Raw genomic sequence first — 23,523 nt, forward strand, 5'->3', positions numbered from 1 at the left:
AATATAGGATTTTATTTAAAAAAGAATATTTTTAACTTTATAATTAAATCCATCTTTTATTCCATTAAATAAATATCTTAAGGATTGGACTCTATTTTTTTGAATCACGCATAAAAGGAAACATGTCATAATTCTGCATAAAGTTGAAGGCAAAGTAAAAAAAGGTTTGTTCCTGTAAATTTTATGGGTAATGATCAGGTTACGTACAAGATAATATAATTTCTTATTTGAAAAAATTTGGGAATGTAAAATAACATCATGTACAAAAATAAAATCTGGAACATACAGAATTTTATTATTTTTTTGTGACAAGTAATATGAAAAAGCCAAATCGTCAAAATAAATAAACAGATCATCTATTATTATATGGGCGTATTTTTTTAAAATGTTTTTATGAATAATGGTTCCTACAAACGAAAAGGTTTGTACCTCACAGATTGCATCAGACTGCGGTAAAAACTGTTTTGGGTTTATTTTATAATGTATTGTGGCCAGTAAAGTTGAAGGTATTTTTTTAAAGGGTATGTTCATGGAACATATTTTATAATCAGGGGTTAATACCCTGCAGCAAAAAATTTGATAATTGTCTTTTTTGAACTGGATAAAATTATCAAGCAAATTCTCAGCTGGATAGGCATCATCATCAAAGAAAAAAATCCAGTCTATGTCTAAAGACGCAATATATTGGGCACCGTACTTAAATCCACCCGCACCTCCAATATTATTTTTCATGCGCAAGATTTGTAGGCGGGATTCTTTTAGAGAGGATAGCCATTGTTCTGTACCATCTGTGGATGCATTGTCAATGACTATTATGGTATCAAATTTAAGGGCAAAAGTTGCGCGTAAACATAATTGTAATTTATTCAGCCGATTGTAAGTTACAATGAGAGCAGCACATTTCATTTATGGGAGAGCCATTTAAAAGAATACATATTTCTTTATATAGCATAAAACAATAGAATAAGTTAAAATAACAAATGGTTATTTAACTTCAGACTAGATATGAATAATATTCGATGCAAATAATTTATGCAATAAATTATTGGCGTCCCGTACGGGAGTCGAACCCGTGTTGCCGCCGTGAAAGGGCGATGTCCTAGGCCTCTAGACGAACGGGACAGAGGCAATGAAGGTTTTAATACATGGGTGTGATCTCTTGGTCAAGTAAAAAATATTAATTTTTTATAAAACTTGCATCTTTTATAAAAAAAGTTGTATTTTCCTTTCCATTCCATTGATTGTTACGTAACCATCCTGCCAAATGAACAGGTCGCCGGTTTTGAGAATCTTCTAAGAATACAGTTATCGGATTCTGATCTGCACGGAAGAGAAGGGCTTTTAAGGATTGTCTTTCTTCTCCCTGAATGATTAACCGTAAGGTATTCCCATCTTTGCCTATCCTGTCCGTACGGATAATGTGTACATAAGACAGGACAATGAGGGGTTCTTCATTTCCATTTCCAAAGGGAGCCAGATTTTCAATCTGTTTGGCCAGTTCAACGGAGGCTCCTGCTGGAGTGATGACGGTTTCAATTTCTAAATCTGCGACAGTCGGATAATGAGTGGCCTGGTTTAAATAATGATTAAGAAAATCGTGTAATTTCTGGCTTTTGTCTTTATGATAGCAATAACCGGCGGCCATTGTATGACCTCCTCCCTGGATTAATAAATCAGCCTGTTTTGCTGCGATAATAGCGGCTCCCAAATCTAGGCCAGGAACAGACCGGCCAGAGCCTTTGACGGTGCCATCCTGTAGTTCTGTCCCGATTAAAATTGGACGGTTGATTTGTTCCTTGATGCGGCCTGCAACAATGCCAACGATACCGGAATGCCATTTTGGATTGCTAAGCATAATGACGGCATTACCTTGTCTATATTGTTCCATTGCTTGTTCGGTGGCCTGATCCAATACATCTTTTTCAATATTCTGCCGTTGTTTATTGATGGTATCCAGACGCTCGGCAATCAGTCTTGCATCAAAGGGGTTAGAGTTCGTTAAAAGCTGTAATCCAAGACTTGCTTCGGAAATACGTCCACCAGCATTAATTCTCGGACCTAATGCGAATCCGCAACTAAAGGCGTTGGGTACTTGCGTAATTCCAGCAACATCCAATAAGGCAGCCAACCCTATACGTTCACGTTTTGCTAGGATTTTCAAGCCTTGCGTGACAAAGGCTCTATTTAAGCCTGTCAAAGGCATAACGTCACAAATTGTCGATAAAGCGACGAGATCCATTAATTTAAAAAGATTAGGTTCAGGGTTGGTTTGAAAATAATTTTTTTCCCGCAGATTTCGGGTAATTGCAATGGATGCAATAAAGCTTACTCCACCGGCACAAAGATTGCCTAGTCTGGATGTGCAGTCTAAACGATTAGGATTGACGGTTGCATAAATATTGGGAACGATCTCTGATTTATGGTGGTCAAAAACGATAAGGTCTGTTTTTTCCTGATTAATCTGATCAAAAACGGAATGAGCTGCGGTTCCACAATCGACACAGATGATAAGGGTTGCCCCTTGTTGAATAAGCTGTTCCAGCGCTTGCACATTTGGACCATAACCTTCCTTGAAACGATCTGGAATGTATGAAATGGCTTGATTTCCCAGCATGGAAAAAAAATCGCTAAACAGGGCTGTGGCACAGCCACCATCTACATCATAATCGCCAAATATGGCAATTTTCTCATGGTTAATTATGGCATCGGCAATACGTGCTGCCGCTTTGTCCATATCTTTTAAACAAGAGGGATTGGGGAGTAATGCTTTAAGGGTTGGGGATAAAAAAAAAGGCAAATTTTCCGCGGAAACCCCTCTTAATGCCATCATGCGACCAACAACCTCGAAAAGGGAAGCTTTCTGAGCAATCGCTTGTGCCTGACGATCCAGAAAATGCTGGTCCAGAGAAGAATGACGCCATACCCACTGGCGTCCTGAAAGACTTTGACTGACATTAAGGACTAGAGAAGAGGTTTCCGACATAGAGATTTGAGGAATTTAAATAGTTGTTTGAGGTTTGTTACGCGGGTCGTGGCAAGCGTTAATGAAACGGATGGTTTTTGATACTGATCTCGTAACTATTGAATTTGTCCATACATGATTTCCTTTCCAGCGTACACCTTTAAGGATATCACCATTTGTAACCCCTGTTGCCGAAAATAAGACATTTCCATTGGCCATGTCATGAAGGGAAAGTTTGCGTTGCGGATCAAGGGGATTCATCTTTCTGGCACGATCAATCTGCTCTTTATTTTCAAAAAGCAGTCTGCCCTGCATTTGCCCATCAAAACAACGTAATGCCGCAGCAGCAAGAACGCCTTCTGGGGCACCACCTGATCCTATGACAATATCAACATTACTTTTTGGGAGACAAGTTGAGATAATGCTGGCAACATCGCCATCAGAAACTAGTTTGACATGAGCGCCGGCTTCACGGGCTTTGGCAATAATTTCCTCATGACGCTCTCTTTCCAAAATGCTGAGAGTTAAATCAGAAACATCAACTTTTTTCGCTTTTGCAAGGTTCATTAAATTAGTTTTAACATTATTATCTATGTCAATGACACCTTCGGGGTAGCCCGGACCAATGGCAATTTTGTCCATGTAGATATCAGGGGCATGAAGAAAGTTCCCCTTTTCCGCCAGTGCAACGACAGTGATCGCATTGGGCAGATTCTTGGCAACGAGATTTGTTCCTTCCAATGGATCGACAGCAATATCCATTTCGGGTCCGCCAGCCCCAACTTTTTCACCAATATAAAGCATGGGAGCCTCATCCATTTCACCTTCACCGATTACGACGGTGCCTGAAATGGCAACAGTATCAAAAGCTTGCCGCATGCCTTGAACGGCTGCTGCATCAGCTTCGTTTTTCTTGCCAAGTCCAACCCAGTGAAAGGACTTAAGTGCTGCAGCTTCCGTCACGCGTACGAGTTCAAGCGCCAAGTTTCGATCAGAGACGGTATAACCAGATTGAAAAGGAGGCTTATTCATGATTTAAAATTTCCTTGTATGTAATGATTATGGCTCTTCAATGCGGATTATGATGGGTTTTTCCAGAATTGCAGGAAGGTCATAAATTGCTTTTAATGACTTTAATAAAGAACTTTCCCTGTTTTTATGAGTCACAAGTACGATAGGAACCGTATTTTCAGAATCAGTAGTCATATGATTTTTATGTTGCAACAGGCTTCGTAGGGAAACATTGTTTTCTTTGAAAATGGTTGCAATATCAGCCACAACACCTGGTTTATCCTCAACAATAAGACGTATATAATAGGCTTTGTTAAAATCCGAGTTGGGGACAAGTGTTGCGGGACGGAGTTCATTCCAGTCCGTTCCCCACATGGGTATTGTATTGCCTCTGGCGATATCGATGATATCAGCGCAAACAGCCGTGGCGGTTGGGCCTTCGCCAGCTCCGGCACCTTCAAGCATCAGATAACCTGAAAATTCGCCTTTTGTTCTGATGGCATTAATTACGCCATTAACACGGGCCAAGGGAGAGGACTGAGGCAAAAGTGCGGGATGAACACGTAATTCCAGTTTGTTTTCTGAATGATATTGTGCCATACCCACCAATTTAATCGTGTAACCCAATTCTTGGGCATAATGGATATCATGTGGAGAGATGTTTCGAATTCCTTCAACAAAAATATCTTTGAAATTGAAAGTATACCCAAAACCAAGGCTTGCCAGAATGGCAAGTTTATGGGCGGCATCAAGTCCATCAATATCGGTGGATGGATCAGCTTCGGCATATCCAAGTTGCTGAGTTTCCTTTAGGATGTCTTCAAAACCTCGTCCAGTTCTTGTCATGGTGGTCAACATGTAGTTACAGGTTCCGTTTAAGATTCCGCCAATTTCAATCAGGCGATCTGCCGCCAAGGCTTCTTTGATGGTTTTAATAATTGGAATTCCACCTGCAACGGCAGCTTCAAAAAGTAATGGAACATTTTGACTGGCAGCCATTTTGGCAAGTTCGTTACCGTGCAGAGCAATCAGGGCCTTATTTGCTGTAACAACAGCCTTTTTATTTTTTATTGCTTCACAGACAAGTTCATAAGCCGCTCCATTTGTACCGCCGATCAATTCAACAACAACATCTATATCAGGATCAGTTGCAAGATCTAACGGATCTTCGTACCATTTAAAAGTTGTTAAATCAATATTTCGATTTTTATGGCGGTTTTTGGCATTCACGGCATGGATGCGGATCGGGCGTCCAGCACGGTTCGTTATAGTTTTTTGATTATTTTGCAATAATCGTAACACGCCAATTCCTACGGTTCCAAGACCAGCGATTCCAAGGTTTAAGGGTTTATTAACCGAAGGATTATCCATAAAATTTCTCCGAGCAAGATATATATTTTTTCTTAAATAAAGATAGTTGCGCTATTTAGAATAAGCCTGCATGAAATGTTTTATTGAACGGCAGGCTTGTCTCAATCTTTGGGTATTTTCCACCAGACCAATTCGAACATGATCGTCACCATATTCACCAAAACCAAGACCAGGGGCGACAGCAACCTGGGCTTCCTTGAGAAGGAGTTTGGAAAAATCAACACTTCCCATTGATTTAAACTGTTCAGGAATGGGGGCCCATGCAAACATGGAGGCTTCAGGGGAAGGAACATTCCATCCAGCTGAATGCAACCCTTTGATTATGGTATCCCTTCTTTCTTTATATAGGGTCCGAATTTTTTCTACATAATCCTGGGGATTGTTCAGGGCTGCTGTTGCGGCAACTTGAACTGGTGTGAAGGCCCCATAATCTAAATACGACTTGATTCGGGTTAGTGCAGCAATCAGTTTTCTGTTACCGGCGGCAAAACCGATACGCCAGCCAGCCATTGAGTAGGTTTTAGACATGGAAGTAAATTCGACAGCGATATCTTTTGCTCCTGGTATTTCCAAAATGGAGGGTGGAATTTTCTCACCAAAATAAATTTCAGCATAAGCCAAATCAGAGAGAATCCAGATTGATTCTTTTTTTGCAAATTGAACGAGCTCACGATAAAAATCCAGATCTGCCAAATAGGCGGTGGGATTTGAAGGAAAATTGACGATAAGGGCGGTGGGTTTCGGAATGGAATGTTTAACAGCACGATGCAGTGCCTCCAGCATATGTTCATCTGGTTTTGCAGGAATTGAGCGAATTGCAGCACCAGCGATAATAAATCCAAATTGATGAATGGGATAGGAAGGATTGGGAACAAGAATAGTATCGCCAGGACTGGTGATTGCAGAAGCCAGGTTTGCCAATCCTTCCTTTGATCCCAAAGTCACGATTGTTTCATGTTCAGGGTCAAGGGTGACATTAAAACGTCTTTGATAATAATTTGCAAGGGCTTTGCGTAGACCGGCAATTCCACGGCTGACGGAATAACCGTGGACACGGGGGGCAGAGGTTGTTTCAATTAATTTTTGGATAACATGTTCAGGGGGACGGCTATCTGGATTTCCCATACCCAGATCTATAATATCTTCTCCACGTGCTCGTGCGGCCTTTTTAGCGGCATTTACTTCAGCAAATACATAAGGTGGCAGGCGACGAATACGATGGAATTCTTCTGTCATGACATAGGCTCGTTTGAATAGAATAAATTGAAATTAAAAAAGAAAATACTAATTGTCCATACGAATCCGAACGCCATGTCCAAACGCATAGGCCCGGATTACAATAGCGGATTCTGGTACATTATGGGCGATTAATAATTTTGCAACTGTTTTTGCACGTAGCAAGGCAAGTGAAACCGCCGCAGTTTGTGTATCGGGGTCAAGAGAGGTTGTGTCACCATATCCGTGAACAAAAACGGTTCTGCCTTTTCTTTGCCAGGCAATATTATTTATTATATCTTCTTGTTTGGCATAAGGCGTGTCGGAATCAATCGGAAAACGTATAAGCGTTCCTGTTGGTTCCTTAAAGGATAAACCTGAAGGATGGGATGGAGGGGGAAGGTTGATGTCCGGTGGGACATCAAAATCAGGGAAGTGGGATGGAGGGGGGGGATTGACGGGAATAGAGGGAATTACAACATTTTGTTCATCAATTCTTTCCCTAAGTTCTGGCATAACCACGGGTTCGGTTTTATGGGATTCGACAGTCTCGACTGGTTTAACCGATTTTTCTTTTTGATTGATCGTGTTGTGAATATCCGAGTTCTGGTTTGGTTGAGGTGGCTCTCCTGCCGCATCAAAATTCGCAGAGGATGCGAGATTTTCCGCAGGTTGCATGTTGGTGTTCTGACCAGGTTGATTATTGACAGGTTTGGTTTGAACGGACGATTTTGCAGGTGGGTTATTCTGCTGTGCAGGTAATGGAGGAATATCAGGAATAATAATTGGGTTTTTTACATTTTGCCACTGTGTCTCATTTCTATCCTGTGAGAGAGAATCTGTGATTGCATTACGTAAATCTTGGGAGGGCAGAGGAGGGGAGGCTGTTGGTGTCAACCCTACATAGGGATATTTCTGATCATTTCCCGGAACAGGCAGCCTGGGTTGAGATACAATGCCGCCTTCTATATCATGATATGCGTTTACGGGGGCTTTAATAAACACAGATTGGGAGCATCCCCCCAGACAGAAGAGATTGAAAAATAAGAAATATCGTAAAATTGGCTGCTGGATGGAAGACACTCTATCTATACCCTTCTATACCCTTAATTTATAAAATAAAAACATATTTGATGAATTTTATAGTGTTTATAGGTTTTTTCTTAATACGCTATTTTGTTTCCATAATATAGAGAAATAATCTTTTCCCCCTGATTTATAAGATAAATTGCAGATCATAATACGTTTTGTTGTGTAAAAATGATAATTTTACAGGCATATATAAAAAACTGATCAGTGAATAAAAAAAATTTTCATTTATCAATGTAGGGTGTATAAAAAATAGAGTAAATAAAATAAAAATTGTTTTTTTGAAAAGATAATTTGAAGGAAGATATTGGTGAAGCTTATGCAGCTTTCAGATGGTGGACAAAAACATTTCAGTGACAGTGATCCAGATGATGAAGAGAAAAAGGAGGATAAAAATTTTCCTGAGGCTGGTGCAAATAATGAATTGGAAAATAAACTTTTCAAAGAACGTACAATTCTAATTTTTGGTGAAGTGAATGACAAGCTTGCAAGGGAAATAAGCGGGCGTTTGTTGGCCCTGGCTTATGAGTCGTCTAAGCCGATCAATATTTATGTCAATTCGCCTGGCGGTCATGTGGAAAGTGGTGATACAATTCATGATATGATCCGTTTTGTGGACAGCCATGCACCGATTAACATGATTGGTACAGGATGGGTCGCATCGGCAGGGGCCCTGATTTATGCCGCAGGACGTAAAGAACGACGTTTCTGTTTAGCCAATACACGTTTCTTATTGCATCAGCCAATGGGTGGGGTCAGAGGACCGGCGACGGACATTGATATCGAGGCCAGGGAAATTATAAAAATGCGTGAACGTTTGAATGCAATTTTTGCAAAAGAGACTGGACATTCTTATGATAAAATTGCCAAAGATACCGATAGAAATTATTGGATGTCTGCCCAGGAAGCCATCAAATATGGGCTTGTTAACCGTATCATCCATAAATTATCAGAACTGAAATGATTTAAAAAATTAATGATTTTAAAAGTAAGGAGTCGATTTGGAAATGTCTGACTTGGAAGCAATTTATACGCAATTACCTGAAGATTTACATACCTTGCCTCAGCCAAAATCAGATAAAGAGCTCGAGGAGATGAATTATCGAGTGCGCCATTGGATGAGTAATATTCCAGGCTCGATTAAAATCGGTAGTAAAGAGCATAGGCAAATGGTATGTCAGATGTTCCGTGAGACTTTTAATCCTTACAGACCAACTTTTATGGACTGGCCAAAGCTTACCGATCAGGAAATTGATCGTTTAAAATCGTTGCCTATTTGGGATATCGCTGTGCAGACAGAGGGCAAGGCCCGTTTGAGGATGGCTGCCTATGTCAAAGAAATTGTGGATCCAGAATGGGCTGATGCCATTGCACGGAATGCGTGGGAGGAAAATCGTCATAAGGAAGTTCTTTCTGATTTGGTCAGGTTTTATGGTATCCCTCTTGCATCAGAATCCCCTTATTCGGTTCCAAAAGATCCGGAATGGGCCTATTTGGTAACAGGATTTAGTGAATGTTGGGATAGTTTTTATGCTTTCGGTTTGTTTGCAATCGCAGAAAAGTCTGGATTTTTCACGAAAGAACTGATTGAAACCTTTGAGCCTGTTATGCAGGAAGAATGTCGCCATATCCTTCTATTTGCAAACTGGTTGGCTTGGCATCGTGCGAATTTGCCCTGGATAAAACGTATCTTGTTTGAACTAAAAGTTATCGCTGTTCATGCATTTTTGGTTTACGAACGGATCGGTTTGATTAAAACGATGGATGCAGAGGGAGAGGAGCATTTCCAAGATAATAATTTCACGATTAACGGAGTTGCTGAGCTGGGTAATGAAAAAACGACCCTTGCTGATTTTCTTCGCTTATGTCTTTCAGAAGATGATCGTCGTTTTTCTGGTTATGACCGTCGTTTATTACGTCCAGAAACAGCACCCTTTTTGACAAAAATGGCTCTTTGGCTTCTTCCTAAAAAGCTGCTTAATAAACAATTGGTTGGCTGAACGTTGGTCTGGGTTAATGCCTCATTATTTTAAGGAGGCATTAAAGTGTTACACAAAACTGCTTGGCGATACGACCCGATTTCAGGCTGTTGGGGACTTGACCCAAAAGTTTGAATTCATCGATATATTGGGCAACCTGCTCCCACAAGTTATCATTTATTATGGCCATATTTCTGTTTTCATTCAAAAACATTTTTAATATTTCTTCAGGTCTCATTTTCTGCCATTCATCAGTTAGGATTTGACTAGCTTCCTGAATATGCTGTGATTGCCATACGGAGGCATTTCGAATTGCTGTTGCAAGATATTTGAGTGCAAGTGGATTGGATTGTTGAAAATGATTTGAGATTCCCAAAACATAATTGATTCTTTGACTCCAGCTACCTGTCTGGCTCCCGGCAAGTTGGAACAATTTTTTATTGTTATGATGAAGAATTTGCCAGATAAAAGGGTCAGAACCTATTAATGCCTGTATTTGACCTGATAAAAGAGCGGGAAGTAATTCATCTTTTTCCAGTTCAACCCATTTAACATTCAAATCCGGATTTATGCCTTTACGTCTTAGAAGAATAGAAAAGAATAGTTTTTCTTTTTCGGAATGAGGTTGAATTCCAATGGATAGATTTGCCAAATCCATCAATCTTTGGATTTTTTGTTTATGTGTAACCAATAACCGAAAATCCCCACCATTTAAACCAATCATTAATTTTCCACCTTCAGAGCGGGATTTAAGAAGTTGTGGCAGCCAGTCCAGAATGGATAAAATAGCCGCATCACACTGATTGGTCTTGAGTAGATCGAAAATCTGGGTTTTATTTTTAATATTGGCAATGGGATCAAGGCTTATTTTGTAATGTTTCAGAAAACCTTTTGTCTGGGCAATGGTGAGAAGCTGGTTTTCTTCATTCTTTAGGTATGCAATACGAATCATTTGTGGTGAGATATCCTGAGGCATTATCTCGGGATCATGTTTGTTGATGGAATGATATAATCCCATTCCTGTTAAAGAGCCTATTGCCCCTAGTCCAACCAGTAAATTACGGCGATTAAAAGATTTTTTTGTTTTATTTGAAAAAGGGGTCATAGAGCAAATTCTAGAAAATGAAAAAAATTGGATTTTATACAAAAAAACACTTTACCATTAATTTTAAATTAGGTATACAAAGTCTACTAAATGATCCCGAATAGCTCAGTTGGTAGAGCAAGCGACTGTTAATCGCTCGGTCGTAGGTTCGAGTCCTACTTCGGGAGCCATCTAATTTAAAAGATGTGCAAAAAACAAGTTGATAAATTATATCACCTAATAAATATCATTCCTGTAAAATTGGCTATTGTTCTTGATGTTGATAATTTGGAGTAGAGTCAATTGTCAAACCTGTTTAAAAGTTAGTCGATAATTAATAATGATACTATTATTAAATAGTATCATGGGTTTGGGTTATTGAATGCAGTGGGCATTAATTTGTATTATTCATTAATGGATATATATATGGATGTTAAATGAAGACCATAAATTTAAAATATATACCCATTTATTGAATCATTGAAAGTTATTGGTGCTCTGTAACATGTATAGACATTTCTATCATGTCTTTTGTCTTGGGTTTAATAATTTGCATTTGATTCATTAGTGTTCCAACCTCAAGGCACATCACTTGATTCCATAATGATGCAGGAAATTGATCTAAGGTTTTGGCTTGTTCTTTCCAAGGTGTCCATAACACGGCAGAATGTGAGAAAGGAGCTCGGATGATAATGTTTCTTTTCCATATAGGATCAAAAATAGTTATTTCAGAGGGAACATCACTGTAAATTCGATCAACGGGACCAGTTAAATGGTGAAAGAATTTTTGTATGCCTGATTTCTGCTGACCCAATGCATTTTGTTCTGTATAGGTTAGATTTTCCAATCCATGAATATGGATATTACGGATATCACTGACATGGAAATAGTTATGTAAAGCCTGAGTTATGGCAATATCCTGGTTACTTTTGTTTTCAATATGAAGTTGTATGCTTAAAATCTCATTAAAACATATAATGAATTTCAATTCCGTTTCATGTGGCCATTCCGGAGTTAATGTTGGTGAGGTTTGTAGACTATTAATGATAATGATCCCTGATTTTGATGCATCAAGCTGATGATTTTTCCATTCAATGCAACGTGCAAAGCCATGCGATAATGCGGGATGAGTTAGGCTATGCATATTTTGGACTATTGAAGGATTGGCTTTAAGATGACCGAACCAGGGCCTGCATAACGGGATGCCACTTCTTATGGCTTTGCCATCCTGATAGGTAGCCTTTGAATTTCCCCATAAAATATCCGGCTTTTTAAGAGATCCATAACGTATGATCTGAGCTCTTTTAGGAATATAATCGAGAAATTTGTCTAAAAAATGTAAACGTAAGGCTTCATAGGGACCATATTGAATTTTTTCAATTTTCATTTTCTTCCATTGAAATAATATTGATGATTAAAATGACCTACTTGCTATAAAAAAACAAATAAGACAATTTAGGTTTATAGTCCTAATAAATCTATAAGCCAAAACATATAATGGTTGTTTTTTAATGATGCAGAATTTGGGTGGAATAAATGAACAAAAGAAGTGATTTGATTCCATGTTGTAAAAATCGTGTCGTTTCGTCCAGTTTTGATTATTCCTTGAATTTTGGAAAAATAGATTTTCGCAAACATCCTGAATATTATCGCATTGGCAAGGGAGAACAAGGAGTATTGCTGGTCGAGCCATACAAGTCAGAAATATTGCCTTATTGGCAATTTGCGACTGTTGAAAAGGCAAGGGAAAGCAGTGAAAAGATATATCAATTATTTTTGCAGTATTTGAAACAAGAAGATTTTGTTGGGGCTGATATGGCGCGTAAATTTTTGCAGATAGGTTATACGCGTGCCCGACGTTACGCTAATCATAAAGATGGCAAAAAATATAATGGATTTGTTCCCAAAGATAAAAAGGGTTTGAGTGGATCTCATGGTCGTCAGGAGTTACCCAAAGGTTTTGAGGATCCGATTAAGGCAAAAGCGGCATCAGTTTTTAAACAGAAATGGAAACAGGCAAGAGAACATTCAAAATATAAAAGTTTGAAAGAGAATTTTGTAAAAAAAGTTTCAAAAACAGCGGTCAATAATTAAGGTATTATAAAAGTTTTTTGCTCTTTTCCAAGAATATAACCATTTTGTTTTAAGTAGGTATGCCAATATTTTTCAATTTGGCATAATCATGGTAACTATTTGGTAAATTTTTTTACTGTGGTTAAATTCAGCTGCATGGCACAGCTCATGGAGGATAACATAATCAATGGCGGCGGGATTTGCCTTGATTAGATGTTGAGTTAAGGTAATGATCACATTATTTTTTTGATTATAACTACCCCATTGATTTTTCAATTCGTAACAAAGGTGGTTTATTTTGCCAATCAATTCAACAAATTCTTGATTTTAAAAGGGAAAGACGTTCAGAAAAAACCTCTAAAGCCTCAAATTTATACCAGTTTTGAAGCATGCTATAGATACTTGACGGAAAATTCTCTCGAACTGTTATTGCAATATGATGATCAATTAACTGGATAGTTTGTGCCTGATTGGTTATTTTAAGAATTTTTAAAGGATAAAGGTGTCTTAAATAAAGATGTTTTTCATGATTGATATACTGGTAATGGGATTCTTGAAATATAGGATTGGTGAAAATCCAGTTCTTATGATAATCCAGAATTTCAAGAACACGCTGATGGGAAACAGATGGATGAGCCTTTATTTTGATAATTTTATCTGTAGTGATTTCAAGGGTAATTCTGTTCCTATTATGATTATGAGTTAGATGAAGCTGACAGTTGAATTTTTGATTTTTACAAGAAAAATCAAAATGTTTGACAGGATAATCCAAAATAAAACAGATTTTGAAGGGGACAATTATATCATAATACAAGATGGCTGGGGTGGGAGGATTCGAACCTCCGCATGGCGGAATCAAAATCCGCTGCCTTACCGCTTGGCTACACCCCAAGGTTTGTTAAAGCATCTTTTAAAGGAGTTATTAGGTTTCGTAAAGAGGAAAAATAAAAAAATTTTTAAAATTTATTGTTGGTTTCCATCTTTATCTGAATAATAGGAAGTATCCACTTGATTCTTCTTTTTTCCATTTTGATCTGTTACAGTTCTTTGAACACAATAACGAGCAAATTTTCCAGCTTTTTTAAAGCTTTTATCTAATGAAGCCATGGTTTGGGATAAATCTGGGCTTTCATCTTTTAACCAGATACGCATATTTAGCGCCCAAATGGCTGTCAGTCCCTTTATACAAGCAATTCCACGTAGGCCGCTTGTGTTGATTTCCGCTGCTTCAGCTAGCCATTTCATACTGTTTTGAATGGCTATCTGTAGAAGAAATGCTAATGGAGGGTTAAGGGGTAAGGAATGAATTGCAGAAATCAAACCTTGTCGATATTGTTGGAACGTATCAAACCGTTCCATAAAAAGATCGAATAAATATTCAGGAACGGGTTGATGCTGGTAGGATTGTTTCAATGCAGCCTGATCGGCGAGACGGTTCAGATAAAGTAAAAGGGAGGATTTGCAAGGGAATAATTTTCGTGCCATATCAAGCGAAACATTACAGCGTCGTGCCGCGTCACTTAATGACATGGCGTTCCATCCTTGTTCTGCCGCCAGATCCATGGAATTTTTTAAAATACGGTGGCGTATTTCTTCATCAGACATCATCAATCTCCTATATTGCTTTTGTTATTTTATGAAGATAAAGCCCTGGAACGATCTGCAGCTGCCTGTAGGGCCTTAGAAAGAATATGGGGCCATGCATCGGGTTGAATTAGAACATTAACAGATTGTTCTGTTATCCCGTTAGGGGTCGCAACATTTTTTCTTAGTGTTTCCGCCTCTTCCCGGGAATGATTCAATAATGCGGCAGAGCCAATTACGGTTTGTCTGGCTAAAAGACGTGCCAGGTCTTCTGACAATCCTTTCTCTTGTCCTATCTTTTGTAACAATTCCGCTAATAGGAATATATAGGCGGGCCCACATCCAGCAATTGCTGTGGCGATGTCAATTTCCTGTTCTGTATCAAGCCATGCGATTTTACCAATGGCATTAAACAATCGTTCTGCAATTTGTTTTTGATCCGATTGTGTTTGGGAGTTGGCAATCATGCTGGTCATACCTAATCCTAATTCCGAAGGGGTATTAGGCATAACTCTGATAATAGACTGATGATCTCCGAATTGTTGTTGTAACCAGGCAAGCGTTTTCCCGCCAAGAACGGAAATAACAGGTATATTTTTACACCATGGTTTTAAATGGGGGATAAGTTCGGCAGCTTGATCCGGTTTGACGGCAAGTACAACAGCTTCTGGTTGAAACGTTTTTGGAACATCCTGAATAGTATGTGCCAATTGATGTGGAGTAACTAGATCGAAATCATGTCGATTAACAATGAAAGAATGATTCAAGCCTTTTTTTATCCAGCCTTTTAACATGGCTTTCCCCATATGCCCGCAGCCAATCATTAAAAGGGAGGGAAGTAGTGATGACATAATGAATTCCTCGATCAATAGTGAATAAAATAGGATTGTTTCTTTGTATATGATTGTAAGAATTCTAACATAAAAACGTTCAAATAAAAATATTTGTACATTGTCAGAAAAACCATATTTATTTAACAAAAATTAGTATTAAATAATTAGTATAAACTTTAATGTTTTATTTCATGAAAGAAAATTGTTCCATCATTTTTTTTAAGTTAAGTGCGTCCCAAGGCATGTGTTCTGCAAAAGTTATTCCGGCTATATCCGTTACGAGGGAAACATCCTGGATGATTTTGCTCAATTGGGGAATGGTCATTTCTTCTTTTACGTTATTAAAGGTTTGTGGTGAGATGGGATTATTTGAAAATTGCGAATAAAAAGATCGGGGATTAAGGACATCAACGTCCACATGTATTGCAAGATGCTCAAAATTGTTTTTTCTAATCCATGCCAAAATGGCTTGATTATCTGGGGTAAGATCAGGACTGGCAATGGTTTGCAATCCTAAATCATGTACAATTTTTTTTCATAGGCATTGTTATAATTATGAATGCCAATGATTAAAACCTGGTTGGCTTTAAAAGGTAATCTGACTTCATTTGCAAGATATGGATCACCTTTTCCCAATAAATTTCCCAAAACCATTGCATGTTCTCGATCAAAATGTTTGGGGGTGGAAATATCGGGATGGGAATCAATCCATAACAACCCTATTTTTCCGTTATAATGTCTATTGAGATAGGCAAAAGGCGCTTGGTTAACAATACAAGTACCGCCGAATGTAATAATCCAATCAGGTTCGTGTTCATCTATAATTTTTTGCGTTGCTTTTAATTGATGAATAATGACATCTTGCCAAACAACACCATTTTCCCTGGTTCTTTGTTGTTGATGATAAGGTTCAATGGGAACTTCAACAATCGGGGATGTATTATTTTGGGGAGCTAAGAAAGTTAACAGACGAGCTCCCAGGGGGGTAGATCTTGCCGGAGGGTTGATTGTCATAATCTCCACTTTGCCATTCTGGAATTAGAAGTCTTAGGGTTTTGCAATGTTCAGTTTTATAAATCATAATTATTTTTCTTGTCTGAAAATTCAATGGAATTAAATTATTGAGCAAAAAGGAATTATGGATCAACAAGATAGCTAGAATTCAAGTTATTTTTGTACCGTTAGGCACGGGGCGTTCCACGGTTGTAATAACGATTCCATCTTCTGTTTCAAAACCTGTTAGTAAGAATTGCGAACGAAAAGGACCAATTTGTTTTTCAGGAAAATTAATAATTCCTATAATTTGTTTATGAATTAAATCCTCGGGCTGGTAGAGTTTAACCAGTTGAGCGCTTGTTTTAAGCTTGCCATAGTGTCCAAAATCAACCCATATTTTATAGGCGGGTTTACGGGCTTCAGGAAATTTTTCTATTTTTATAATGGTTCCAGTTACCATTAAAATTTTTTCAAAATCTTTCCATTCTATTAAATCCATCAATAAAATTTCCCTGGATTGATCAATATAAAAGGGGTTTGAAATATCCCCCTGTTAAAATATTTACGATTAAATATTTGCTTTTTTTTCTAATTCTGTGATTTTTTCCTCAAGTTTTTTGACATGTTCTTCTAATTTTTCTTGAGCGGCACGGGTACGGCTGGCAATTTCTGTAACAATTTCAAATTCATCACGTCTGACCAGTTGAAGGGTTGACAAAACCTCATCAACCCGTCCCTTGACAATGGCAGCAATCTCTTCCTTGATACCACTGAAAACAGAAAATACACTGCCAGAAGCATGAGAGGCATCGTCAAATATTTTTTTTGGATTAGGCATGATTTTTCCTTATTATTATTTCAAAATTAGTAAATTAGTATAAGTTAATCTAATACGTTATCAAAGTTATAATATAGCATGTTTTTTTTAATTTATAATTTATGTGTATGAAAACAATATGATTATTATCACTGGTGCAACAGGGTTTATCGGTTCTTGTTTACAGGCCAGACTCTATGATTTGAAAGAGAAGACGGTTGTAATTGACTGGTTGGGGGATGAGGGAAAATGGCGCAATATTGCAAATCATGTGCCAACAGATTTAATTTTTCCTGAATATATTGATGATTTTCTGGTGCAGCATTGCAAAGTAATAAGGGCTGTCATTCATTTGGGTGCAATTAGTGAAACAACGGCCCGTGATGGGGATCTGGTTTGGAAAACCAATGTCAATTTGTCAAAAAAATTATGGCATTGGTGCGCTTTGAATCAGGTAAGATTTATTTATGCTTCATCTGCCGCAACCTATGGGGGAGCCAATCAGCTGGAGGAATTTACAGATGAACCCAACCATATTGCAGATTTAAAACCCTTGAATTTGTATGGGTGGTCCAAACAGGTTTTTGATCGATTTGTATTGGAACAGGTTAGGAATCATCAACCTGTCCCCCCGCAATGGGCCGGATTAAAATTTTTTAATGTATATGGACCAAATGAATATCACAAGGGTAAGATGATTTCAGTTGTAAAGGTCAAATTTGATGATATTCAGAAGGGAGGTGTTCCCCGTTTATTCAAGTCTGATCGCGATGGTTTGACAGACGGTGCCCAGGCCCGTGATTTTATTTGGGTTGGGGATGTTATTGAAATTATTTTATGGCTTTTAAACAATCCCGATGTAAATGGAATATATAATTGTGGTACCGGACAAGCTAGAACCTATCTTGATTTGGCATATGCCGTCTGTGATGCGGTTGGCTGTAAAAGAGAGGTTGAATTTATAGATATGCCCCAGAGTTTGCAGGGACAATATCAATATTTTACCCAAGCTGACATGACACGTTTGAAAGTTGTCGGATATCAACGGGCATTTACCTCATTGGAAGAAGGTATTTCAAAATATATTCAGGATTATCTTTTACGGCCAGACCCTTATTTATAAGGTCATATTTTTTAATGAAAGACAGGTTTTATGTCATCTCCCTTGTATTATCCTAATTTTGATCCTGTTATGTTGCATATCGGCCCCTTATCGATACGTTGGTACGCTATGGCCTATATAGCAGCATTGCTTGCCGGTTGGTTTTTGGTAAGACGATTGGTTCAAAGGGAACCCGTGGTTGCAACTGTTACACAAGTTGATGATTTTTTAACTTGGGCGACGTTGGGCGTTATTTTGGGGGGACGTTTGGGATATGTTTGCTTTTATCAGCCTGCTTATTATTTAACGCATCCATTACAGATCATTCAGGTATGGCATGGAGGAATGTCCTTTCATGGTGGTGCTTTGGGGGTTATATTCGCCTTAATAATATTCACCCGTTATAACCGTTTAAGTTTTCTTGGTTTTTCTGATCGTGTCACAACCGTAGTGCCTATGGGACTAGGATTTGGAAGATTGGCAAATTTTATTAATGGGGAGCTAGTGGGTCGTGAAGCTCCGGACTGGCTACCCTGGCGTATGATTTATCCCGGTGTTGAAGGTGCAAGACATCCATCTGAATTATATGAATGTTTTTCAGAAGGTGTGTTGCTATTTTTTATCATGCTTTGCTTGATTCAATGTAAAGCCATTCGAGAGCGGCCAGGATTTCTTTCCGGTGTGTTTCTATTGGGGTATGCCATGGCACGAAGTTTTTGTGAGTTGTTTCGTGAGCCAGATGCTTTTTTGGGTTACTTTGCTTTTGGTTTGACGATGGGGCAAATTTTATGTATCCCAATGGCGATTGCCGGGATATATTTCATTTGGCAGTCTTATCAATTGCCGAAATTGCAAAATTTGACAGTTTCTGAAAAGTAAAGGCAGAAATGAAGAATTGTTCAGAAATGCGATTGGATCAATTTATGGAAAAGGCAAATGCCGCCTATTATGAAAAAAGGGATCCATTTTCTGATTTTATTACTGCACCTGAAATTTCACAGATTTTTGGTGAATTGATCGCGGTTTGGATCATTACGGTCATTCGGTCTATGCCCAAACCAGACAAATTGGCAATCGTGGAGGCCGGGCCGGGCCGGGGGACGCTCATGATGGATATTTTAAGAGTTTTATTCCGTTCGGCTCCTGATATCTGCCAATATTGTACGGTTTTTCTGATTGAAACCTCGTCGCGTTTACGTCAAATTCAAGAAAATACATTGAAAAATTATGAAATTGAAATTCAATGGCTTGATTGTGTTTATGATATCCCGACTTTACCCCTGATTATGGTGGCGAATGAATTTCTTGACGCTTTACCTATTCGTCAGTTTATTTACAGGGGCGGAAAAAAATGGGATGAGAATTATGTTTCCCAAGGAAATATGTTTCATAAGCCTATATCCCAACTGCCTTTTTCACCTGTATTCCAGCGCCCTATAAAGGTTGGTGACACTGTAGAGGTAAATGAAGCTGGACAGGATATTGTACAATATGTTTCAGCACATATCTGTCATTATGGGGGGGCGGCTTTATTTATTGATTATGGGTATTCTTCCCAGGTTTGGGGAGACAGTTTACAGGCAATTGCAAACCGAGAAAAAGTTTCTCCTTTTGTTCCGCCCGGAGAGGCTGATCTAACCGCTCATATAGATTTTCCTTCCTTGAAAGAAATTGCAGAAAAACAGAATGTGACTGTTTACGGGATACAAACACAAGGTGCTTTTTTAAAGCAGCTTGGCATACTGATACGGGAAAAAATCTTATTGGATCATGTACCGATAGAACAACGAAATGAAATTCGGTCTTCTGTACAACGTTTGATTGACCCTACAGAAATGGGGGATTTGTTTAAAGTTATGGCAATTTGTAATGCTGAGTTATGTGCTCCACCGGGTTTTTAGGAAAACACACTATACTTTTTTATATTTCAAAAACAAGGCTAATTTAAAAGGGTTATAAATTTCATGAACTGTAAACCATTGGCCATTCAGCATTCCTTATTGTCGAATATTGTTCGGCATGGTTTTTTTACAAGAATAGGTGGGGTTTCTCAAGGAGAATATACTTCGTTAAATTGTGGTTTGAAATCAGGTGATAACCTTCATTTAATTATGGAGAACCGTAAAATTGTTGCTGAGTATATGAAGGTATCCCCGAATTATTTGTGGGGAGGGTTACAGATTCACAGTAATAAAGTTTTATGGATTACAAAATCGAATTGTATACCTGTTGAGGGGGATGGAGCCGTGACGACCGATCCTGATATTGCTATTAGTGTTGTTACAGCTGACTGTGCCCCTGTATTATTTAGTACAAAAACTGGTGATATTGTTGGGGCAGCCCATGCAGGCTGGCGGGGCGCAGCATGTGGAATTTTAGAAAATGTCGTGGATCAAATGGAGGCTTTGGGTACGGATAGACAGGATATCATTGCTGTTGTAGGACCCTGTATTGCCGTGACACATTATGAAGTGCAGGAAGACATGCGTAATGAGGTTTTGAGACAGGATCCAGATGGAAAAGTTTTTTTTACCCCCGTTCGTGAAGGATATTATTTGTTTGATTTGGGTCGTTATTGTATTGACCGGTTAAGACGTAAACATGTGGGTATTGCGGCTATAACAGGAAGGGATACCTTTATGGATACCACTCATTTTTTTAGTAATCGTAGACGTGTCATGGAACGGAAAGCGGTGTTTGGACATCAAATTTCAACAATTGCCTGTCGTTAATATTCGTAAGGGAAATCATAAAGATGCAATTTAAAAGTTCAAAGTCTTTTAAGATTGGATTCAGTTTTTTAGGTGTTTTATCTTTAATAGGTTGCATCCAGGTTCCACATCCATTTGAAAAAAACAAAACCACATCATTGACGACACCTCCTCCGTCAAGGTTAATTGTTCCACCACCTTCTAATTCAATGTTAAATGATAAAAACGCCCAAGGATTTGCCGAGGAAATGGCAAAGGCAATGTTGGAACAGACAGTTCCCGCAGTTGCACGACCCGCTCAAAAGGGGGACTGGATTTTATTGACCAAGGTGAGATCAGAAGAAGATATGATTATTCCTTCTTTTACAATTATTGCCCCTAATGGAAAAGTCGAAGCGGTGAGAAAAGGAATGCCCGTTTCAAAAAAGGATTGGATAAGTGGACAGCAAAGCATTTTTCATGATGTTTCAGAACAATCTGCGCCAATAATCAATCAGGTATTAACAGGATTACAAGCTCGGCAGATGGCAGCTGATCCACATAGTTTAAAACATCGGGCAGCCAAAATTTATTTCAAGGGTGTTTTTGGGGCTCCTGGAGACGGAAATAAAATTATTGCTCAGCAATTTGCTATTTCGTTTGCAGACAAGGCAAATGCTATTCAATATAAACCTGACCAGGCAGATTATACTGTGGATTGTCATGTCAGTGTAACAGATGGTGCGCAGGGGACACGTGGTAATCCGGTACAACATGTTGAAATTATTTGGCGGGTGACCGATAATAAGGGAAAAGAGGCGGGTAAAGTTTCACAAATCAATGATGTTCCTGCGCATCGTCTTGATCACTATTGGGGTGATATTGGCTCTGCGGTTGGAGAAGAGGCTGCTGGTGGGGTTAAGCAGGTCATCACTAATTATTCTGGTCGTGATAATCAGCCTTTGCCTGCAAATAATGCAAAAGAGTCTGCTTCTTCTAATGCACCAGAATTGAAAAATATTCAGATGCAACATAAATAATATGTTTTTTATGGTATAAATCGTTTTAACTGGTTCTGTGTGTTGGAGTTCGTTGATGAAAATTATTGCAGGGAATAGTAACCGTCCATTGGCAGAGGCGATTGCGGCAGAGTTGAAAATGCCTTTATGTGATGCGTCCGTACAACGTTTTTCGGACAAGGAAGTTTTTGTGGAAATCTATGAAAATGTAAGGGGTGAAGATATCTTTGCTGTACAAAGCACGAGTTATCCAACCAATGATAATCTTATGGAATTATTGATTATGTTGGATGCCCTGCGTAGAGGGTCTGCACGACGAATTACAGCTGTTATGCCCTATTTTGGCTATGCCCGGCAAGATCGTAAATCAGGTCCAAGAACGCCCATAAGCGCGAAGCTTGTTGCCAATCTTTTGGTTGAAGCAGGAGCGAATCGTATTTTAACACTCGATTTGCATGCAGGACAGATTCAGGGTTTTTTTGATATTCCTGTAGATAATTTATATGCGGCACCTCTATTCACACGTGATATTAAACACAAACATGCTGGTAAATCGAATTTAATGGTTGTTTCTCCTGACGTTGGCGGAGTTGTAAGAGCGCGTCAATTAGCAAAAAGACTTGATGTTGATTTGGCAATTATTGATAAGAGACGTGAGCGTGCCGGTGTTTCCGAGGTTATGAATGTTATTGGTCGCGTTAAGGGACGTCACTGTCTATTGGTCGATGACATTATCGATAGTGGCGGTTCACTTTGTAATGCGGCACAAGCTTTGATGGATGCGGGGGCAACTGGAATTGACGCATATGTGACCCATGGGGTTTTATCCGGCAGTGCCGCACAACGTGTTGAAGATTCCGTTATTGGAGAGTTAGTCATCACCGACAGTATCAAAATGACAGATGCAGTGCGTTCCGTTCGTAAAATTCGTCAGATTAGTTTGAATAATTTGATTGGTCGGGCCATTCGTGCCGTAGCGGATGAAAGCTCCGTTTCTTCTTTATTTGATTAATTATTTGAAAGGTATATCATTATGTCTCCTTTACTGCATCGACCCTACTGGTATCTTCGTCATGGGCAAACAGATTGGAATGTATCAAATCTGTCTCAGGGTAGAACAGATATACCTTTGAATAATACCGGCATTAAACAGGCCATAACCGCAGGGAATGCGTTGGCTAGAAACTGGAACAATTTAGAATTATCCATTACTCAGATTATAAGTTCACCTCTTGGAAGGGCAAGACGTACAGCAGATATTGTGAAATCAATCATTCATGACAAAGTTGGTGTCCAATTACCATTGGAATTGGATGATGGGCTCAAGGAGGTGTGTTTTGGTGAAGAGGAGCAAAAACCTATGGGACCATGGTATGACAAATGGATTTCAGGTGAATTTACGCCAAAAGGTGCCGAGCCTTTTCATGTTTTATGTAAAAGGATTAGCGACGCTGTAAACCGTTCTATACTGAAAGCTGGTGATGGTCATGTTTTGATTATTGCGCATGGAGGTGTTTTCCGTTCCTTGCGTTATATGATGGGATTAAAACCTAATGTAAGATTGGCCAATGCACAACCTTTATGTGCTTGTCCTCCCTTTCAGGGAGGTAAGTCCTGGTCTTTGGATCCTGTTTCTCTGGAAGCCTGATAGAGTTGGACTGGAAAGGGTGATACAATTTTTTCTTTCCTGGATAGGGT

26 protein-coding genes and 3 tRNA genes are annotated in these 23,523 nt (G+C 38.8%); 11 read left to right on the forward strand and 18 right to left on the reverse strand.

Annotated elements, in window-relative coordinates:
- Positions 1-15: 15 nt before the first annotated feature.
- The 7 genes from GN303_RS01095 to GN303_RS01125 all read right to left on the reverse strand — a co-directional run bounded on the left by GN303_RS01095 (position 16) and on the right by GN303_RS01125 (position 7,564).
- The gene (locus GN303_RS01095) at positions 16-906 is read right to left on the reverse strand and encodes a glycosyltransferase (RefSeq protein ID WP_110439550.1); all 891 of its coding nucleotides are present in this window, start codon (positions 904-906) and stop codon (positions 16-18) included.
- Between the two features lie 140 nt (positions 907-1,046).
- Positions 1,047-1,122, reverse strand: a tRNA-Glu gene (locus tag GN303_RS01100).
- 55 nt (positions 1,123-1,177) lie between these two features.
- A complete protein-coding gene (recJ, locus tag GN303_RS01105; RefSeq protein ID WP_110439551.1) occupies positions 1,178-2,983 on the reverse strand; it encodes a single-stranded-DNA-specific exonuclease RecJ in 1,806 nt (601 codons plus the stop codon).
- A gap of 15 nt (positions 2,984-2,998) precedes the next feature.
- A complete protein-coding gene (gene glpX / locus GN303_RS01110; RefSeq protein ID WP_110439552.1) occupies positions 2,999-3,994 on the reverse strand; it encodes a class II fructose-bisphosphatase in 996 nt (331 codons plus the stop codon).
- Between the two features lie 27 nt (positions 3,995-4,021).
- A complete protein-coding gene (locus GN303_RS01115; protein ID WP_110439553.1) occupies positions 4,022-5,344 on the reverse strand; it encodes a homoserine dehydrogenase in 1,323 nt (440 codons plus the stop codon).
- Between the two features lie 51 nt (positions 5,345-5,395).
- Positions 5,396-6,580, reverse strand: a complete 1,185-nt coding sequence (locus GN303_RS01120; protein ID WP_110439554.1) for an LL-diaminopimelate aminotransferase — start codon at positions 6,578-6,580, stop codon at positions 5,396-5,398.
- Positions 6,581-6,628: 48 nt separating this feature from the next.
- The gene (locus GN303_RS01125; protein WP_231504045.1) at positions 6,629-7,564 is read right to left on the reverse strand and encodes a hypothetical protein; all 936 of its coding nucleotides are present in this window, start codon (positions 7,562-7,564) and stop codon (positions 6,629-6,631) included.
- 403 nt (positions 7,565-7,967) lie between these two features.
- Here GN303_RS01125 and GN303_RS01130 point away from each other — a divergent pair, with 403 nt between their 5' ends.
- Both GN303_RS01130 and GN303_RS01135 read left to right on the forward strand, forming a co-directional pair.
- Positions 7,968-8,612 carry an ATP-dependent Clp protease proteolytic subunit gene (locus GN303_RS01130; protein ID WP_110439590.1) on the forward strand — a complete coding sequence of 215 codons (645 nt, stop codon included), beginning with the start codon at positions 7,968-7,970 and terminating at the stop codon, positions 8,610-8,612.
- A gap of 43 nt (positions 8,613-8,655) precedes the next feature.
- On the forward strand, positions 8,656-9,648 hold the full coding sequence (locus GN303_RS01135) for a ferritin-like domain-containing protein (protein WP_110439556.1): 993 nt from the start codon (positions 8,656-8,658) through the stop codon (positions 9,646-9,648).
- A gap of 40 nt (positions 9,649-9,688) precedes the next feature.
- Here the strand turns inward: GN303_RS01135 and GN303_RS01140 are convergent, their stop codons facing one another.
- Positions 9,689-10,732 (reverse strand): ABC transporter substrate-binding protein, encoded by a 1,044-nt coding sequence (locus tag GN303_RS01140; RefSeq protein WP_110439557.1) that lies wholly within the window; start codon positions 10,730-10,732, stop codon positions 9,689-9,691.
- A 94-nt stretch (positions 10,733-10,826) separates the two neighbouring features.
- Between GN303_RS01140 and GN303_RS01145 the strand changes: the two genes are divergently transcribed.
- Positions 10,827-10,902, forward strand: a tRNA-Asn gene (locus GN303_RS01145).
- 296 nt (positions 10,903-11,198) lie between these two features.
- On the opposite strand, the gene GN303_RS01150 is transcribed toward GN303_RS01145, so the two are convergent.
- Complete coding sequence (locus tag GN303_RS01150; RefSeq protein WP_110439558.1) at positions 11,199-12,098, reverse strand: D-hexose-6-phosphate mutarotase; 900 nt, start codon at positions 12,096-12,098, stop codon at positions 11,199-11,201.
- A gap of 149 nt (positions 12,099-12,247) precedes the next feature.
- Between GN303_RS01150 and GN303_RS01155 the strand changes: the two genes are divergently transcribed.
- Positions 12,248-12,805 carry a DUF4385 domain-containing protein gene (locus GN303_RS01155; protein WP_110439559.1) on the forward strand — a complete coding sequence of 186 codons (558 nt, stop codon included), beginning with the start codon at positions 12,248-12,250 and terminating at the stop codon, positions 12,803-12,805.
- A 72-nt stretch (positions 12,806-12,877) separates the two neighbouring features.
- On the opposite strand, the gene GN303_RS08915 is transcribed toward GN303_RS01155, so the two are convergent.
- The 9 genes from GN303_RS08915 to GN303_RS01200 all read right to left on the reverse strand — a co-directional run bounded on the left by GN303_RS08915 (position 12,878) and on the right by GN303_RS01200 (position 17,035).
- The gene (locus GN303_RS08915) at positions 12,878-13,021 is read right to left on the reverse strand and encodes a M48 metallopeptidase family protein (RefSeq protein WP_158523903.1); all 144 of its coding nucleotides are present in this window, start codon (positions 13,019-13,021) and stop codon (positions 12,878-12,880) included.
- A 73-nt stretch (positions 13,022-13,094) separates the two neighbouring features.
- Positions 13,095-13,556, reverse strand: coding sequence for a YgjP-like metallopeptidase domain-containing protein (locus GN303_RS01165; RefSeq protein WP_158523904.1), 462 nt, complete (start codon positions 13,554-13,556; stop codon positions 13,095-13,097).
- A 44-nt stretch (positions 13,557-13,600) separates the two neighbouring features.
- Positions 13,601-13,675: transfer RNA gene (locus tag GN303_RS01170), tRNA-Gln, on the reverse strand.
- Between the two features lie 72 nt (positions 13,676-13,747).
- Positions 13,748-14,392, reverse strand: a complete 645-nt coding sequence (locus GN303_RS01175) for a TetR/AcrR family transcriptional regulator (RefSeq protein WP_146206673.1) — start codon at positions 14,390-14,392, stop codon at positions 13,748-13,750.
- A gap of 26 nt (positions 14,393-14,418) precedes the next feature.
- Complete coding sequence (gene proC / locus GN303_RS01180) at positions 14,419-15,219, reverse strand: pyrroline-5-carboxylate reductase (RefSeq protein WP_110439563.1); 801 nt, start codon at positions 15,217-15,219, stop codon at positions 14,419-14,421.
- Positions 15,220-15,385: 166 nt separating this feature from the next.
- Complete coding sequence (locus GN303_RS01185; protein ID WP_110439564.1) at positions 15,386-15,712, reverse strand: arginase family protein; 327 nt, start codon at positions 15,710-15,712, stop codon at positions 15,386-15,388.
- 2 nt (positions 15,713-15,714) lie between these two features.
- The gene (locus GN303_RS01190) at positions 15,715-16,215 is read right to left on the reverse strand and encodes an arginase family protein (RefSeq protein ID WP_110439565.1); all 501 of its coding nucleotides are present in this window, start codon (positions 16,213-16,215) and stop codon (positions 15,715-15,717) included.
- Between the two features lie 148 nt (positions 16,216-16,363).
- Positions 16,364-16,696, reverse strand: a complete 333-nt coding sequence (locus GN303_RS01195) for a tRNA-binding protein (protein WP_110439566.1) — start codon at positions 16,694-16,696, stop codon at positions 16,364-16,366.
- Positions 16,697-16,765: 69 nt separating this feature from the next.
- Positions 16,766-17,035 carry an accessory factor UbiK family protein gene (locus GN303_RS01200; RefSeq protein WP_110439567.1) on the reverse strand — a complete coding sequence of 90 codons (270 nt, stop codon included), beginning with the start codon at positions 17,033-17,035 and terminating at the stop codon, positions 16,766-16,768.
- Positions 17,036-17,153: 118 nt separating this feature from the next.
- Between GN303_RS01200 and rfaD the strand changes: the two genes are divergently transcribed.
- The 7 genes from rfaD to GN303_RS01235 all read left to right on the forward strand — a co-directional run bounded on the left by rfaD (position 17,154) and on the right by GN303_RS01235 (position 23,473).
- Complete coding sequence (gene rfaD / locus GN303_RS01205; protein WP_110439568.1) at positions 17,154-18,137, forward strand: ADP-glyceromanno-heptose 6-epimerase; 984 nt, start codon at positions 17,154-17,156, stop codon at positions 18,135-18,137.
- A 30-nt stretch (positions 18,138-18,167) separates the two neighbouring features.
- Positions 18,168-18,995 (forward strand): prolipoprotein diacylglyceryl transferase, encoded by an 828-nt coding sequence (gene lgt / locus GN303_RS01210; protein ID WP_110439569.1) that lies wholly within the window; start codon positions 18,168-18,170, stop codon positions 18,993-18,995.
- An 8-nt stretch (positions 18,996-19,003) separates the two neighbouring features.
- Positions 19,004-20,017, forward strand: coding sequence for a class I SAM-dependent methyltransferase (locus GN303_RS01215; protein WP_110439570.1), 1,014 nt, complete (start codon positions 19,004-19,006; stop codon positions 20,015-20,017).
- A 63-nt stretch (positions 20,018-20,080) separates the two neighbouring features.
- The gene (gene pgeF / locus GN303_RS01220; protein ID WP_110439571.1) at positions 20,081-20,848 is read left to right on the forward strand and encodes a peptidoglycan editing factor PgeF; all 768 of its coding nucleotides are present in this window, start codon (positions 20,081-20,083) and stop codon (positions 20,846-20,848) included.
- Positions 20,849-20,871: 23 nt separating this feature from the next.
- Positions 20,872-21,846, forward strand: coding sequence for a hypothetical protein (locus GN303_RS01225; protein WP_110439572.1), 975 nt, complete (start codon positions 20,872-20,874; stop codon positions 21,844-21,846).
- A 55-nt stretch (positions 21,847-21,901) separates the two neighbouring features.
- The gene (locus GN303_RS01230) at positions 21,902-22,837 is read left to right on the forward strand and encodes a ribose-phosphate pyrophosphokinase (RefSeq protein ID WP_110439573.1); all 936 of its coding nucleotides are present in this window, start codon (positions 21,902-21,904) and stop codon (positions 22,835-22,837) included.
- A gap of 21 nt (positions 22,838-22,858) precedes the next feature.
- Positions 22,859-23,473 (forward strand): histidine phosphatase family protein, encoded by a 615-nt coding sequence (locus GN303_RS01235; protein ID WP_110439574.1) that lies wholly within the window; start codon positions 22,859-22,861, stop codon positions 23,471-23,473.
- Positions 23,474-23,523: the final 50 nt, after the last annotated feature.

Source organism: Commensalibacter melissae, from assembly GCF_009734185.1.
Taxonomy (GTDB): domain Bacteria; phylum Pseudomonadota; class Alphaproteobacteria; order Acetobacterales; family Acetobacteraceae; genus Commensalibacter; species Commensalibacter melissae.

Bases quoted from the DNA above. Each gene is read 5' to 3' on its own strand.
- rfaD (WP_110439568.1), top strand. From the start codon at position 17,154: ATGATTATTATCACTGGTGCAACAGGGTTTATCGGTTCTTGTTTACAG.
- lgt (WP_110439569.1), top strand. From the start codon at position 18,168: ATGTCATCTCCCTTGTATTATCCTAATTTTGATCCTGTTATGTTGCAT.
- GN303_RS01115 (WP_110439553.1), bottom strand. From the start codon at position 5,344: ATGGATAATCCTTCGGTTAATAAACCCTTAAACCTTGGAATCGCTGGT.
- pgeF (WP_110439571.1), top strand. From the start codon at position 20,081: ATGAACTGTAAACCATTGGCCATTCAGCATTCCTTATTGTCGAATATT.
- GN303_RS01195 (WP_110439566.1), bottom strand. From the start codon at position 16,696: ATGGATTTAATAGAATGGAAAGATTTTGAAAAAATTTTAATGGTAACT.
- recJ (WP_110439551.1), bottom strand. From the start codon at position 2,983: ATGTCGGAAACCTCTTCTCTAGTCCTTAATGTCAGTCAAAGTCTTTCA.
- GN303_RS01140 (WP_110439557.1), bottom strand. From the start codon at position 10,732: ATGACCCCTTTTTCAAATAAAACAAAAAAATCTTTTAATCGCCGTAAT.
- GN303_RS01215 (WP_110439570.1), top strand. From the start codon at position 19,004: ATGAAGAATTGTTCAGAAATGCGATTGGATCAATTTATGGAAAAGGCA.
- proC (WP_110439563.1), bottom strand. From the start codon at position 15,219: ATGTCATCACTACTTCCCTCCCTTTTAATGATTGGCTGCGGGCATATG.
- glpX (WP_110439552.1), bottom strand. From the start codon at position 3,994: ATGAATAAGCCTCCTTTTCAATCTGGTTATACCGTCTCTGATCGAAAC.
- GN303_RS01175 (WP_146206673.1), bottom strand. From the start codon at position 14,392: ATGATGTCTGATGAAGAAATACGCCACCGTATTTTAAAAAATTCCATG.
- GN303_RS01130 (WP_110439590.1), top strand. From the start codon at position 7,968: ATGCAGCTTTCAGATGGTGGACAAAAACATTTCAGTGACAGTGATCCA.
- GN303_RS01225 (WP_110439572.1), top strand. From the start codon at position 20,872: ATGCAATTTAAAAGTTCAAAGTCTTTTAAGATTGGATTCAGTTTTTTA.
- GN303_RS01190 (WP_110439565.1), bottom strand. From the start codon at position 16,215: ATGACAATCAACCCTCCGGCAAGATCTACCCCCCTGGGAGCTCGTCTG.
- GN303_RS01150 (WP_110439558.1), bottom strand. From the start codon at position 12,098: ATGAAAATTGAAAAAATTCAATATGGTCCCTATGAAGCCTTACGTTTA.
- GN303_RS01200 (WP_110439567.1), bottom strand. From the start codon at position 17,035: ATGCCTAATCCAAAAAAAATATTTGACGATGCCTCTCATGCTTCTGGC.
- GN303_RS01135 (WP_110439556.1), top strand. From the start codon at position 8,656: ATGTCTGACTTGGAAGCAATTTATACGCAATTACCTGAAGATTTACAT.
- GN303_RS01120 (WP_110439554.1), bottom strand. From the start codon at position 6,580: ATGACAGAAGAATTCCATCGTATTCGTCGCCTGCCACCTTATGTATTT.
- GN303_RS01095 (WP_110439550.1), bottom strand. From the start codon at position 906: ATGAAATGTGCTGCTCTCATTGTAACTTACAATCGGCTGAATAAATTA.
- GN303_RS01230 (WP_110439573.1), top strand. From the start codon at position 21,902: ATGAAAATTATTGCAGGGAATAGTAACCGTCCATTGGCAGAGGCGATT.
- GN303_RS01155 (WP_110439559.1), top strand. From the start codon at position 12,248: ATGAACAAAAGAAGTGATTTGATTCCATGTTGTAAAAATCGTGTCGTT.
- GN303_RS01235 (WP_110439574.1), top strand. From the start codon at position 22,859: ATGTCTCCTTTACTGCATCGACCCTACTGGTATCTTCGTCATGGGCAA.